We start from the raw sequence: 14,783 nt of genomic DNA, 5'->3' as shown, positions 1-14,783 counted from the left end.
AATGATGGAGCAATTTAGGCCATTAGATAAAGACGTTGTTTCCCTGCTGCAAAGGGGGCTAAGGCAGGCTTTGGCTAGTGCTATTGAGCGTATGCCCTTCCCCTATCGGCCCTCCTCTGCAGCGGGAAAAAAAGGGAAAAACAGCCCTATCCAAGATTTCTCTTTATTGTCTGTTCCTAAATCTTTAACGATTGTCCTAGTGGTAGGGCTGTTAGTGACTGGTGGTTGCCGACAGCTCCCCTCAGGACCTTCTGTTGCCGAAAATTCTGCTTGCGTAACAGATTATGATCCTGATACAGATTATTTCCCAGATAAAATTCAGCCAGAGTATGCACAAGGGTTTTCTGTAGACTATTACAATCACTACAAACTGGTGACGGTTACTCAGCCGTGGACAGCGGCTAATGAGACATTTAAATACTTGCTAGTGCAGTGTGGTACGCCAACTCCCAGCGGGTTTGAAGCGACTCAGGTGATCCAGGTACCTACTCAGAGGGTAGTTACATTATCCACAACCTATATCCCTCATTTAGAGTTGCTAGACCAGGTGGATGCTCTAGTGGGGATGGATAATTTGAGCTTTGTCTATGCTCCTGAGGTTCGTAAAAAGATCGAGCGTGATCAACTGATCGAGTTTAGCTCTGGTAGAACTCTTGATATGGAGCGCTTGTTGATCAGTGCCCCGGATTTGATTATGGCCTATGGCACAGGTGATCCGGATGTGGATAGTTATAATCGCTTGATGCAGGTTGGATTACCGGTAGCCTTAGTGGGAGACTATGTGGAAAATTCTCCCCTGGGACGAGCCGAGTGGTTGTTGTTTACGGCGTTGTTCTTTAACCAAGAGGCTCAGGCTCAACGGGTGTTTGGGGAAATTGCTACAGCCTATGAGTCTTTGGTGGAGTTAACGGCTCATCTATCGGCACAACCAACGGTTTTCTCTGGCTTTAGCTATGAGGGTACCTGGTATATGTCGGGGGGCCAAAGCTATGCAGCTCAGCTGTTAAACGATGCGGGAGCTGCCTATTTGTGGGCTAATAATGATTCGACGGTGACCATACCGCTGGACTTTGAATCGGTATTTGACCAGGCGGCGACGGCGGATATATGGGTGAATGTAAGTCAGGATTGGTTGAGCCGTGATGATGCGATCGCAACCGACCCCCGCTACGGCCAATTTGAGGCCCTCAAGCAGGGCAATGTCTTTAATAACAACGCCCGGATGAATAACACCGGCGGCAACGACTACTGGGAAAGTGGCGCGGTCAACCCCCATATTATCCTGGCTGATTTAATTAAGATTTTCCATCCAGAGTTACTACCTGACCATGAATTGGTTTACTACCAACAGCTAGAACCATGAGCAATTCAATTCTGTTAGTCCAAATCACCGATAGTCACTTATTGGCTCAAAAGACGGCCCAGCTGCGGGGCTATCATCCCTGGCAGTCGTTTAATGCTGTATTGCAACAGGCGCTCCGGTGTCGCCCCGATGGACTGCTGCTGACAGGGGATCTGGCTGATCAAGGAGAAGCAGCGGCCTATGGGCATTTGGTGGATGCGATCGCAGATGGCGCAGCCCAACTACCAACCTACTGGCTACCGGGTAACCATGACTGCTTGGATAATCTTGAGCAGATGTTTCAAACTTTACCATGCAGCCAGGGATTAAAGGCAGTTGACCTAGGAGCCTGGCGGTTGATTCTGTTGAATTCGGTATTCCCTCAGGCCAAGTTTGGCGAAGGCTATCTTTCAGCGCCACAGCTGCAGCGGCTGAGATTTTATTTAACCCATGATTCGCCTAAGCCGACCTTAATTGCACTACACCATCATCCCCAGGCTGTGGGTATTGATTGGGTAGATCAAATACAGCTACAAAACGGCGATCAGTTTTGCAGCCTCATTGAGCAATTCTCTCACGTTAAGTTAGTGGTGTTTGGACATATTCACCATGAGTTTCAAGCCCAAACCACCAACGGTATTCGCTTGTATGGCTGTCCATCAACCTGTTCTCAGGTGACACCAGCAGCAGCTGAGCTCCATGACGAACGGCCAGGATTTCGGCTGTTGTGGTTGAACGAGGATGGCAGTTATCGAACGGAGGTGAGACGAGTCAGTTGTGTCCCCGCCTCAGTTAAGGATCATGCTTTTTAGGAGTTGGGTATACCGTGTCAAAAGGCTAATTTTTTTGCTGCTCATCATGCCACTGAGGCCAATTCTCACCTTGTAAACATCACTATGGCCAACAAAATCTATCCCCTAAAACCTAGCTATACAACATCTCCAACCATCTCTCCGCCAGCTAATGTATTCAACAGAATTATTAGCCGTCGCCTCAAAGCATTTTGCTGCAGTCGTCTGAGCAGATTTGTTCTCCTGAGCCTGGTACTTCTGATCACGTTTCTCGTTAGCCTGGCCCTAGGATCTGTGGCGATTCCCCCCAGTGAAGTTATGACTGTGTTGTTAGGTGGGACCGCCACCAAGCCTGCCTGGCAAGAGATTATTCTGACTTTTCGTTTACCTCGCTCTCTGACGGCCCTGGCGGCTGGTTCGGCCCTGGCGATCAGTGGTCTGCAGCTGCAAGCATTGTTTCGCAATGCTCTGGCGGGACCGTCGGTGCTGGGTATTAATGCGGGAGCGAGTTTGGGGGCGGCCTTGGTTGTGCTCACCGGCGGGGGCATTGGCTGGTGGGGCCAGCTGAGTGTAGTGGGTGCAGCCAGTGGGGGGGCTGCGATCGCAATGCTGCTGGTGCTGCTGATGGCGCGTCAGGTCCGTAGCTCTTTAGCGTTGCTAATCTTTGGTCTGATGCTGGGTTATGTGACCACAGCCCTGGTCACAATATTGCTTCACTTTAGCCGTTTAGAACAAACCCTGGCCTACCTCAACTGGACTTTTGGTAGCTTTAATGGTGTCACCTGGCAGCAGATGCCGATTTTACTATCGGTTGTAACCATGGGTCTGGTGATTGCTCAGCTTACCTGCAAACCGCTTAATCTTTTACTCTTGGGTGAAGAACAGGCCATTAGCCTGGGGCTATCGGTCACAGTGGTACGGTGCTATTTGATCTTTAGTGCCTCTCTTTTGGCTGGTAGTATTACCGCGTTTTGTGGTCCCATCGCTTTTCTTGGTGTGGCCGTGCCTCACTTAGGCCGCAGTTTGTTTCGGACTCAGGATCATCGCATACTCGTGCCAGTGGTTGCCTTCCTGGGGGGCTGGCTGGCCCTAGTAGCCGATAGTATTGCCCAGGTTCCTGGCAACCAGACTGTGCTACCGCTGAATGCTGTCATGGCCTTATTAGGGGCTCCGGTGCTGATTTGGCTGATGTTAAAACAAGGACGACAACAGATTTAGCCCAGTCACACCCAGTCATACCCAATCACACATTTAGCTCAGCAACCGCCAGACTCTGAGCACTTCTGCCACTGTCCAGGCCTGGGCAAAACATCCCCTCGGTGCCATCGGAGCATCTCCGTCAAAAATCTCACTGAGATTGCCAATACAGCCGCCCTGGAGATGCCGGATCAAAGGAGAAAGTAACGCCCGTGCTTGGGCTGCATTTTGATAAACCCGGAAGTGGGCCTGGGCATAGGGGCCTAGCAACCACCCCCAGGTGGTGCCTTGATGATAGGCACCATCGCGCTGAAGCGGGTCGCCGCCATAGGTGCCAATGTATTGGGGATGGGTGGGGGATAGCGATCGCAACCCGTGAGATGTCAGTAATTCTCGCCCACAGGCCTCTACTACCGCCTGCTGCTGCGCGGGGTCTAACAAAGCACCACCAGCTTCGCCACCAGCAAACGGCAATGAAATGGCAAAAATTTGATTAGGGCGCATGGCCGCATCATTCCCATCGGGTCCATCCAAAACATCGTAACAGTAGGCTCCTTGCCAAAATCGCTGAAACCCGATCAACGTGTGCTGTGCCAGCGTTTTATAGTCCTGGGCGGGTTTACCTAAAACCTGAGCAAACAGCGCCATACAGCACAGCGCATTGTACCAGAGAGCACTAATTTCAATCGGCTTACCCATGCGGGGAGTCACCACCCAATTTCCCACCTTGGCATCCATCCAAGTCAGCTGCAATCCGGGCTCACCAGCATACAATAACCCATCACTATCTAAATGAATGTTGTAGCGTGTCCCGCGCTGATGCCAATCAATCACTGCCGCCAGCTCTGACCAAATCTCCTTAAGCAGCGTGTCATCTCCCGTGGCCCCATAGTAAGCGCGAATGGCCTCAAAGTACCAAAGAATTGCATCGACTGTGTTGTACTCTGGCATCTCCCCAGCGTCGGGAAACAAATTAGGCAACATGCCCTGATCAAGATAGCGAGCAAAAGTCCGAATAATAGTGCGGGCAATCTGAGGACGTCCGGTAGCCAGAGTCAGCCCTGGCAGACTGATCATGGTATCCCGCCCCCAGTCACCAAACCAGGGATAGCCAGCAATCACCGTTTTCCCCTCCGGTTCATCCACCAAAGGACGCTCAACAATAAACTGATCGGCAGCCAGAACTAACCGCTGAAATTCTTCTGATATCAATGTTTTCTGCTGTTCGGAGCCGATTAGAGACTGTTTTAACAGCTGTTGCTCATAGGTTTGTCGCATTGCTATAGCCGCTTCACTATCCAGACCGGGACTCGCATCCGTACTGGTCGCTAGCAACACCGATTCTCCTGGAGCTAGCTCCAGGGTCAAACTGGCAACACATAAATGATCGTCCCGATCGCCTAAGCCTCGATAGCGCTCCATAGCCAGGGCAAACTCCTGATACCAGTCGTGATGGAGCTGAAACTGACCACGATTGCTCAAAAGATAGAAGGGAACAGCGTCGGCAAAGGCATGGACATAAATCCCGTCAGGGACTCGTCCTGTTTGCATCAGCCAGCCTTGCCCTTGGGTGTTGCTATGGTAGTCCCGATAGTTGACCAGAGCTTTTAGGGAAAGTTCTACCGGATCGTTACTTCGCTGCAGATGGTATCGCATATAGGTCGTATTGGCCCCAGGCTGCATCCAAATGCGCTTTTCTAACAGCACATCACCCAGGGCAAACGTCCACACAGGGGTGGTCCCGTCCAGGTAAAAGCTTTCAATTAATTGATAGCCCTGGGGAGCAACACTGCCATCTGTCCAGCGGTTGGTAGCCAAATCATAGTACTGATCGGTGTATACAGTTTCCTCGAACTTGGTGACCAACAGGGTTCGCCCTAAGGGGGGCTGCAGTGCCGCCACCAGCAGACCGTGGTAGCGACGAGTGAGAATACCTGCCACTGTGCCTGCAGCATAGCCACCAATGCCGTTAGTCACTAACCATTCGCGAGTTTCAGCCGTTGCCAAATCTCCACAAACTTCTCGTCCAAAAGCCAGCATGTATTCACCTTAGTCATTAGGGGCTGATGAGTGTTCTCAGGGAGAATAAACAATATTTACTCAAACAATATGCACCCAGATGATAGCAAGCTGAGGTGAATTACCCAAAATCATGACAAACTGCCAACAATCATGGAAAAATATACCATGCTGTTTAGGGATCAGGATTTTATCAGATCCAAAAATGTTGTCTGCTGAGGCGTTCTATGGGACGCCTGTAGGGCAAAAGATAGGATCTAATTGAATCCTCATTCCTTAGTGATCTCGCCGCCGTAGCCAGGCCATTCCCATTAGGCTCAGTAGACCAATAGAGACGCCTGGTTCTGGCACTTTCACCGCTGGCAACGGTTGTTCGGAAATCACCTCCGGTGGCGGCGGTGGTGGGGTTACCGGAGCTTCTACAATCGGTGGTGCAGTCGGTGATGGCGGCGTCGATGGTGGAGCAGGTGCGGCAGGGACTTGAGGTGGTGGTGGTGGTGCCACGACTCCCACGCCACCAGGGGCAAAATTAGGACGCTGTCTGAGAAAAAATAAATCGTTTGGGCTGTTATCAAGGATAAGATACCGAAAGGTCACCGTTTGATTTGGATTAATCACACCTCCAGTGAAATTCACAAAATCTCGGATATCTGTTACTTCGTCAACTGTTGAAAACTGGTCTGAAGTCGGTCTAGCAAATGCAAACCCTTGAGCAAAGGATAAACCGTCTTCCTCAGGACTCGGTACTCCCAATTGTTCTTGCAGCTCATGATCAAAGAAAACCCAAGGCGTATCAGTGCGGTTAGTGACTACAGATTCTAATCGAAACCCCAGTAAGCGTTCACGCCGCAATCCCTCAATTGACATAAACAAGTCTATATTTGGGCCAGTCACATCTTGAAAAATTCTGAGGGCATCCTGAGTTGTTTGACCGCCTGTAATCGTGAAATCACCTGAAACTTCACTAAACTCCAAACTCTCTAAAACAAGACTGGCCGCTTGAGCTGGTGTTGCTAACAGCCCTAACGCAATTATCCAGGGAACAGACAGCCTCCATCTAGATCCCACAGCCTGAGAAAACATGATGAGCAACATAAAGTAGATGCCGTTACTGATCCGAACTATAGTTTCATCTGAAAAGTCTGGGCTAATTGCCCTGCTTTCAGATCAGCTCATGCTCTAAATCAGCAACGGCGTATAGAACCTAATATTGCTCTCAGTCTAGCTAAAGGAGAACGAATCGTACGGGTAAACCCCTTAAAAATCCCTAAATTGTATCCCCCCTCACCAAACTAGCTATTTCTTGATGGAACTTAATCTTGATTCTAACTGTGTGGTTAATCTTTCTAGAGTAGCGTCTGTACTTAAAACAGGTCGGCCTTGAGTGATTAGCCCCTTAAGACTATCTGCGGTAGATGGGTGAAGAAACTTCATTGGCTGATGGCTTAATGTTTGCTGTCCCCATTTAGTCCGCAGCCATCCTGCCTGCAACGACGAGCGTAATCCCCTGACATAGGTTGGATAATCTGATAGTGGCAACAATCTCCAGGGACGATAGGGCACATTGATAGAAGCACACCAGTCTTGCCACTTAAAACTTAAAATTCTCGGACTGGTGACGACGGGAATCCAGGCGGTTCTGAGGGCGTCGGCTACAATGGCTCCATGCATTGCTTCAGCGAGTAAAACTTCTGTACGACCGATAGCTCCCAACACCTGCTCTATGGGCCAACGCGGATCAATGTAACCAATCCCGATTTCTTCACACAGTCGCTTCCAGGTAACACCAGCAAAATTGGCATGGTGAATATGGGGCATAAACCCATAGGAGACAGTCTTGTTACTGGCAGGAGTAAAGCAGCGACGCACTAAGATACCGCCATCAGTAATTGCTTTTTCACGGGGAAGCCGCAAACGGCTAGCCGATAGAGGCCCCCTGACACAGACAATGTGCCAGTGTGCAGGGATCGTTGACAGCGGTTGTTCATACCCAGCACCGCTGCTAAAGATAATCAGCCGTTTAGCTGTAGCTGTTCGTTCAGCTAGGCGGTGATTCAGTAAGGTTCCTGTACCAATAAACTGGGTAAACTCCTCATCATCAAAGAAGTCTGGTCGCAGTTGGGGCCATAGCCAGGTATTTAACTCATCGCCGAAGTTAGGCTGAGCATCCCGCCGTCTGTAGTAAAAAATCTTCATGCTGCCTAACCACCGAGCCTCTATGTTCGTCTTTTGATTAGATGGGCACTTTAACCATATCAAATCAACAATGAGATTAAGAATTGAGGCGCTGCTAATCGTCAGCATTCATTGATCTTGAATAGGTAGAGACTAAGCCCCATGGTCCGCCCAAGTCATCTGCTAAATCAGCAACGATGAAATTTACGTCTTAATTGTGTTGTTAGTGAATTAGTAACAACAAGTTGAGTTGATATTTGATTCTCTTTAAAGAAGGCTCAATTAAGGGACTGGTTCGAAGATGCAATGCCCGTAGAGCGAGTTTCGGCTTCGCTCAACTCTCAAAGCTGGTAGGTTGAGCGAAGTCGAAACCGGATTGATCGGGTACATTATTTAGCTGCAGATCCTTAAGCCAATTGTTGGTGTCAGTTTGGTCTGTGCAAACTCTTTTTACGATCTTCTAAATTCTCTTGGGGAGGATGTTAATGCTTCAGTTTAACGCCAATCAATTGGGCAGTGTGCTCTTAAAGCTGCAGCATGATGGTTTTTCTGGGGTTGCTTATGTTGAGGTGCAGGTTAGTGAGCCAAAACTTCGGCGTCCTAGAGTTCTTAGTTTTTTTAAGGGTGAGCTGACCTATGCGGGTCTATATTTACCAGAACCCTATGAGCTATCTCAAAAATTAGGAAAGAAATTTAAATTGCAAATTATGGATGCAGCATTACAGCTGGCCAGTAGAAAAGTTGCGGATCAATCTTCTATTCGTCAGTATTTAGACCTCTTTATTCGCCTTGAGTTGTTTAAATGGCAGGATGTTGAGTCATTTATTCGCAATCAGATTGTTCTGACTCTGGAAGAAATCTTACCCTATGCTGGACAGCTCAAATGCAATTCCTCGGTGATGGTAGATCTTACCTATGGAGAGGATAACCATGGTTTTAGGTGGCAACAGCTAGAGGACGATCTTGCCCAACGACGACGGGGGTGGGCTGGGTTATTGCCTGCGATCGCATCCAGAAATTCAATTCCCCATCGCATCTCTGCCGCACAACAAACCATCAGCGATCCCTGGGTGCAACAACATTTACACCAATGGATAGATGGTCAGCGCACCCTCGGAGAGATCGCCGATGGAATTGGCAGAGATCCCCTGGAGTTAGCTCACAGCTATGCGCATTATGTGCAGATGGGCTGGCTGACCTTCAGGCCAGATAAAAAGCAGGATACACCTATTAATTTGAGTTCCCCAATCACTATGCCATCTAAACCTGTTGCCGCTCCGGCTCGTCAACAGGTACGGACTATTCTCAGCGTTGATGATAGTCCTGTCGTACAAACAATGATTAAACGGATTGTTGATGATCGCTACAATCTCCTATTGGCTGACAATGCCATGGATGCCCTTAACTTATTAAATCGAGAAAACATCGACTTGTTGCTTTTAGATGTAACCATGCCAGATATTGATGGTCTGGAACTTTGTCGAACCATTCGTAAGATTAATAAATTTAGGGAGCTACCGGTAATTATGTTGACAGCCAAAGACGGTATGTTCAACAAAATTAAAGGTCAAATGGCCGGTTCAACCCACTATTTAACAAAACCCATCGATCGTCAAAAGCTCATGGAAGTACTCAACAGATATATACCCGACACAGTGATGTCGTAGTCATGTCGTAGTGATGTCATAGAAGATTTACAACTAGAACACCCACTATGGAAACCCAAGCTTACCTAACCTTTGAACTTAATGGTTTACACTATGGACTTGCCACAACTCAAGTACGAGAGGTTTTTCAGCTACCTGAGGTAACTCCCATTGCCGATGCACCAGGCGATATTATCGGTATTCTGAATTTTCGAGGCAAGATTCTGCCGATTATGCACCTTGCCAAACGATTAGGACAGGACATGCCAGGCTGTCAGCTGAGTGATAGCGTCATTGTTATAGAGTGGCAGGGGCTGCAGGTGGGTATGGTGGTCAACCAGGTGGATAATGTGCGGTCTTTTCACATTTCCAGTATTGAAGCCGCACCTAGTTATGAATTTAGAGATCATTATCAAGCAGCATTTGCAGCAAACGTCGCTAAGCTAGACGATGAGATCATTATTTTGTTAAACCCTGAGGCATTGATTCGTCAAACTGACGACGTGGCAATGATGACCTGGGAAGCAAAACTCAACACATCAGACAGCGATGATGATGCCTATCCTAGTGAGCGAGTTTTAGAAGCTCAGGAGATTCCGGTTCTCACTAACTTTTTCTCCCTTTATTGCCCTCATAGTACACCAGAAGAGCAGCAGGTCTTTCGACAACGAGCAATCGATGTGAGACAGTCTTTAGAGACTTCTGATATTAGTAGCTTGATGCCCCTGGCGGTAATCGGTCTAGGAGGGGAATATTTTGGTGTAGATCTACACCGTGTACGAGAATTTATTAATACTCGCCATGTGATGTCAATTCCCTGTTGTCCGTCACACATTGTGGGCAATATGAACCTGCGAGGAGAAGTGATGACCCTAATTGATATTCGTGAGGAGCTAAATCTTTTCCAACCTGAGTATGTTTCTTCCAAGGCTGTTGTCATTGAAGTTGATGACATTGTTGCGGGGATCACCGTTGATCAGGTTTTAGATGTGATTTATTTGTCCCCCTCTGAGATTACCGCTATGCCCACAGTAGTCTCAAATCGTTGCCAGGCATTTTTTCAAGGGGCAACCCGCTATGCCCAAAACACCTTAAGTATTCTTGATTTGTCAAAACTTCTCTCTCAAGGTGGTTTGGTTGTCAATCAGGCGATGTAAATCATGACATCCCTTGCCATTAACGTTTGCTAAAAAAAATCCAGATTATACTCTAGGAGTGATCGCATGAAAATTACTGATCAGTTAAAAATCACCATTGTTGGACTAGCTTGTTTGACTATAGGCGTTACCGTGTTTGAAAACGTCCGTACACAAGAGGGTGCATTAGACGGAAGTGTTGTGAACAAATCTGGTATTGTGCGAGGGGCTACTCAACGACTAGTCAAGTTAGAAACCAATGGACAACCCAGTGATGACTTGATTCAAAACCTGGACCAATTGATGAATGGTTTGATCAATGGAGACAAATCTTTAGATCTACCTAAAGCTACTGATCCAACCTATCTAGCTAGGATTCAAGAGGTCGAGAGTGCCTGGCAACAGCTTAAAACAACGATTGTCCAGTACCGTCAAAATCCCAATCTAAAAACAAAACTGCTCGAAGATAGTGAAGCGTTCTTTGAATTGACTAATGAAGCTGTGTTTGCAGCCGAAAACTTTACCACAGCTCATATTAAAGAAGTAGGTCTCATTCTATGGGCATTTTTAGCCGTGGACTTAGCCATATTAGGTTTTATTCTCTGGAGTATTTATCGCGTTTCTAAGGTGCTTCAGCAATCAGTCACGACGGTGGCTGATAGTTCTTCGGACATTGCAGCGACGGTTGAAGCCCAGGAGCGTCTGGTTGCTGACCAGACAGCGTCTGTGCATGTGACTACATCGACCATTGAACAGCTAGGAACATCCTCGCTACAGGCGGCTCAAAAGGCTAATTCCTCTGCTACGGGTGCCCGTGAGGCTCTAGATTTATCTGAGACAGGTAGTCAAGCGGTGGAAAACACGGTGCTGGGAATTGAAGATCTGCAGGACAAGGTGAGTGCGATCGCAGAGCAAATTATGCAGCTAAGTGAGCAAACCGACCAAATTTCAACAATTTCCAGTCTGGTGGCCGACGTAGCCGATCAAACCAACATGTTAGCCCTAAACGCAGCGGTAGAAGCAGCACGGGCAGGTGAGCAGGGCAAAGGTTTCGCTGTGGTAGCCGGTGAGATTCGTAAATTAGCCGACCAAAGTCGCGACTCAGCCGGCAAGATTAATATCTTGGTTGAAGCGATTCAATCTTCAATTAACAGCACGGTGATGGTAACCGATGAAGGCAACAAAACCGCAAAAGCAGGGATTGAAGTTGCTAAAAGTACAGCCAATGTGTTTAAGCAGATTGCTGCGGCCATTAACGAGGTGTATTCCAACACCCAAGAGATTGCTCAAACTGCTAAACAACAGGCGGTGGGTGTACAGCAGGCCGTATCTGCCATGAACGCAATTAACCTGGGTGCGAAAGAAACAGTAACCGCTGTAAATCAGGTTCAAAATTCCACCGAAGAACTCAAGACCATCGCAGAAGAATTACAAGTTGCTGTGTAACCCTTTTCTCCAATGACGCCATGTACATCGAAGATGAAGAGCTGCGTGCGCTCTATCGAGACGCCAGCAAGGACCATTTAGACAAGTTAGAAGCGGGTTTTCTTTACTTAGAGAAACATCCAGAGGACTCTACCAAACTCAAAGAACTACTGCGAGCAACCCACTCCCTAAAAGGAGACTCTCGTATGCTGGGAGTAGAGGATGCAGAGACCCTGACCCACCAGTTAGAAGAGCTGTTGAGCAGTGTAGAACAAGGTGAGCGTCACTTAACCTCAGCTTTCTGCGATTGCCTTTACCAGGGGTTAGACTCGATTCGTAAAATAGCCCATGAAGCCGTCACAGGTGAGCCCGCAAACGTGAGTGTATTCCACGTGCTGGCTCAGCTGATGAACGCTGGCGACGTGTCTACACCTGTTTCTGAAGCTATAGAGCCAGATGAGAGTCAGGATTTGTTGGAAGCTGACAAAGACGACTTCTATACCGACAACAAAACTGATCCGATACTGACTTTGCCTGCATCAGAAGAGTTAGAACTAGAGGCAATCAATCAGTCAACCCCAGACGCTGTCACTCTAAAAAGTACGGTTTCTGAGACGGTAGCGACAGATGATAGCGTTAGTGAAGCCTATCACATTGATACAGTTAGGGTTGAGTCGCTAAAGCTAGATGCCCTGATGATACAAGCAGGAGAACTATCTGTAACTAAACGGCGTATCACCCGTCGGATGGATGATATTGACAAAGCCCTTCTTTTTTGGGAAAGCTGGGTTCGTGATAGTTTTATCAATCGTCTGACCTTTGATAATCAAGATCTCCAGCTTGAGGCTGGCGTTCTGGCACCGCTACAAACAGTTCAACAGCTTACTGAAGATCGCCTAGATCAGCTGGGTGGTTTATTGAAACAGCTGCGGACAAAAGCTTATGAAGACTCCGCTCGGTTAGAGACTCTCTCCAATAACCTGGAATCAGGTATTCTCAGGCTGCGTCAGCTCCCTTTGTCCAGTATGTTTAATCTGTTTCCCCGAATGGTGCGCGATCTGGCAAAAGATCGCAGAAAAAGCGTTAATCTAGTGATTGAGGGGGGCGATATCCAGGCAGATAAACGGATTTTAGAAGAGATGAAAGCACCGCTGACTCATCTGATCCGTAACGCCATTGATCACGGGATTGAGGCTCCGAGCGAGCGTATTGCCATGGATAAGGTCTCTATGGGCACAATCTGGCTCAAGGCTCGTCAGCAGGGTAGCCATATTGAGATTGACGTGGTCGATGATGGTCGTGGACTTAGCTTAGCGAGTATTAAACAAACAGCTCTGCGTCGGGGACTGTATAACAAAGCTGAATTGGATCAGATGAGTACTGAACAACTTCAAAACCTGATCTTTGTCCCTGGCTTTTCCACCCGTACAACCGTGACTGAAATTTCTGGTCGAGGGGTAGGTTTAGATGTTGTTCGAGTCAACGTTGAACGGCTGAAGGGATCAATTCAAGTACAGTCTAACCCCGGTCAAGGCTGTATGTTCCGATTTATCCTCAATACAAGTTTAGCGACAGCATCAGCCTTAATTATTGAAGTTAATCACACCTCCTATGCAATACCTGTTGAATGTGTTGAAGTAATGATGCGGGTTGCTCCCCAGGATATCTTTGCCCTTGAAGGTAGCCCTACAATCACGTTTCAAGGTAATCCCCTATCGGTTGTTTGGTTAACAGATCTGTTAGATTTGCCTCTGTCTGTTGCTACACGACCTCAGATCAACGCTACTAAACAATCTAACCCCTGCGTTGTGCTGAAGGTCGGTTCAGAGCGATTAGGCGTGTTTGTTGATGCTTTGGTAGATCAGCAAGACATTGTATTAAAGCCCCATAGTAAGATACTCAAGCGAGTGCGCAATATTGCTGGCGCTACTATCCTGGGAACAGGAGAGATCTGTATGGTATTGAGCCCTCAAGATCTGATCAAGTCGGCTCGGGGCCAAGGCATCGATACCCTATCGACTGACCGAGAACCTACCGTAACTCAACCGAGAGTATTGTTAGTGGAGGATTCTATTCCGATTCGCACCCAGGTACGACGAATCTTGGAAGGAGCTGGCTATCAAGTAACGACTGCCGTAGACGGTCTTGATGGTTTTAGTAAATTACAGCAGGAGGACTCATTTGACGCAGTTGTGTCTGATGTAGAAATGCCTAATCTCAACGGTTTGGAGCTAACTACACGGATCCGACAGGAAACAAAATACGAAAATTTACCGATTATCTTAGTTACAACCTTGGCTCAAGATGCTGATAAACAGCGTGGTGCTGACGCTGGGGCCAACGCTTATATCACTAAAGGTGATTTTGACCAAAGTTTACTGCTCAATACCCTTAGGAGTTTAATTTAACGATGGTTACCCCAATCAAAGTTGTTCTGGTTGAAGATTCTGCTATTGCTCTACAAATTCTGCAGCGACTGATTGATTCGTCGCCGGAAGTCGATGTTGTTGGCACGGCCCAAGATGGCGCAGATGGCCTTAGGGTAATTGCCCAAACTATGCCAGACGTTATCTGTACCGACCTACAGATGCCTAAAATGGATGGTCTGGAATTTACCCAAAAAGTCATGTCTGAGTTTCCCCGTCCCATTTTGGTGGTAAGCAATACGGTACATCCTGCTGATGTGGATAACATTTTTAACCTGATGCAGGCGGGGGCACTAGACTTTTTTCCTAAGCCCACATCTGGCTCAGCTACGGACTATGAAAAACTCAAAAGCTCTTTGATTACTAAGATTAAGGTTTTAGCCAGCAAAAAGGTATAGCCTTGTAGCGGGGCAGGGATGTTCTAAATGCCCTGCTTTGCTGCTCCCCATAGTTTGTCTTTTAGTTCACTCCTGGTTACTCACTTTTGAGAATGCCGGGAGTGAACTCTATATATGGAGAACATATAGCAATACAGTTCCTATGATAGATTTGAACGTATCGCTATTGATAGTCTGGTGATAGCGGTGAAAAGTTGAAATAACCAGTCAACGTCTGATGACGTAAAA

At 47.6% G+C, this 14,783-nt stretch carries 11 protein-coding genes; 8 read left to right on the top strand and 3 right to left on the bottom strand.

What is annotated here, in order from left to right; translation table 11 throughout:
- The first annotated feature begins 1 nt into the window (after nt 1).
- From N836_RS55700 to N836_RS55690, 3 genes are all read left to right on the top strand, one after another.
- A complete protein-coding gene (locus N836_RS55700) occupies nt 2-1,363 on the top strand; it encodes an ABC transporter substrate-binding protein (protein WP_023073536.1) in 1,362 nt (453 codons plus the stop codon).
- Nucleotides 1,360-2,154, top strand: a complete 795-nt coding sequence (locus tag N836_RS55695; protein ID WP_023073535.1) for a metallophosphoesterase — start codon at nt 1,360-1,362, stop codon at nt 2,152-2,154. The genes N836_RS55700 and N836_RS55695 overlap by 4 nt, the downstream gene beginning before the upstream one ends.
- A gap of 84 nt (nt 2,155-2,238) precedes the next feature.
- Nucleotides 2,239-3,351, top strand: a complete 1,113-nt coding sequence (locus N836_RS55690; RefSeq protein ID WP_023073534.1) for an iron ABC transporter permease — start codon at nt 2,239-2,241, stop codon at nt 3,349-3,351.
- A gap of 33 nt (nt 3,352-3,384) precedes the next feature.
- On the opposite strand, the gene N836_RS55685 is transcribed toward N836_RS55690, so the two are convergent.
- The 3 genes from N836_RS55685 to N836_RS55680 form a co-directional block, all read right to left on the bottom strand.
- On the bottom strand, nt 3,385-5,370 hold the full coding sequence (locus N836_RS55685; protein ID WP_023073533.1) for an amylo-alpha-1,6-glucosidase: 1,986 nt from the start codon (nt 5,368-5,370) through the stop codon (nt 3,385-3,387).
- A 255-nt stretch (nt 5,371-5,625) separates the two neighbouring features.
- Nucleotides 5,626-6,417, bottom strand: a complete 792-nt coding sequence (locus tag N836_RS73460) for a PEP-CTERM sorting domain-containing protein (protein WP_152532169.1) — start codon at nt 6,415-6,417, stop codon at nt 5,626-5,628.
- Nucleotides 6,418-6,645: 228 nt separating this feature from the next.
- Nucleotides 6,646-7,545: a hypothetical protein gene (locus N836_RS55680; protein WP_031293040.1), complete on the bottom strand. Its 900-nt coding sequence runs from the start codon at nt 7,543-7,545 to the stop codon at nt 6,646-6,648.
- Between the two features lie 464 nt (nt 7,546-8,009).
- Here N836_RS55680 and N836_RS74205 point away from each other — a divergent pair, with 464 nt between their 5' ends.
- From N836_RS74205 to N836_RS55655, 5 genes are all read left to right on the top strand, one after another.
- A complete protein-coding gene (locus N836_RS74205) occupies nt 8,010-9,191 on the top strand; it encodes a response regulator (RefSeq protein WP_023073530.1) in 1,182 nt (393 codons plus the stop codon).
- Nucleotides 9,192-9,238: 47 nt separating this feature from the next.
- Entirely contained in the window at nt 9,239-10,327 is a 1,089-nt protein-coding gene (locus N836_RS55670) for a chemotaxis protein CheW (protein ID WP_023073529.1), read from the top strand.
- 66 nt (nt 10,328-10,393) lie between these two features.
- Nucleotides 10,394-11,752 (top strand): methyl-accepting chemotaxis protein, encoded by a 1,359-nt coding sequence (locus N836_RS55665; RefSeq protein WP_023073528.1) that lies wholly within the window; start codon nt 10,394-10,396, stop codon nt 11,750-11,752.
- Nucleotides 11,753-11,772: 20 nt separating this feature from the next.
- Nucleotides 11,773-14,139: a hybrid sensor histidine kinase/response regulator gene (locus N836_RS55660; protein WP_023073527.1), complete on the top strand. Its 2,367-nt coding sequence runs from the start codon at nt 11,773-11,775 to the stop codon at nt 14,137-14,139.
- 2 nt (nt 14,140-14,141) lie between these two features.
- Nucleotides 14,142-14,555, top strand: coding sequence for a response regulator (locus N836_RS55655; protein ID WP_023073526.1), 414 nt, complete (start codon nt 14,142-14,144; stop codon nt 14,553-14,555).
- The last annotated feature ends 228 nt before the right edge of the window (nt 14,556-14,783 follow it).

The sequence above is a fragment of the Leptolyngbya sp. Heron Island J genome (genome assembly GCF_000482245.1).
In the GTDB taxonomy this organism is placed as follows: domain Bacteria; phylum Cyanobacteriota; class Cyanobacteriia; order Phormidesmidales; family Phormidesmidaceae; genus Leptothoe.
Note: the sequence above shows the minus strand (reverse complement) of the source record. Positions and strands in the feature narration are given on the sequence as shown.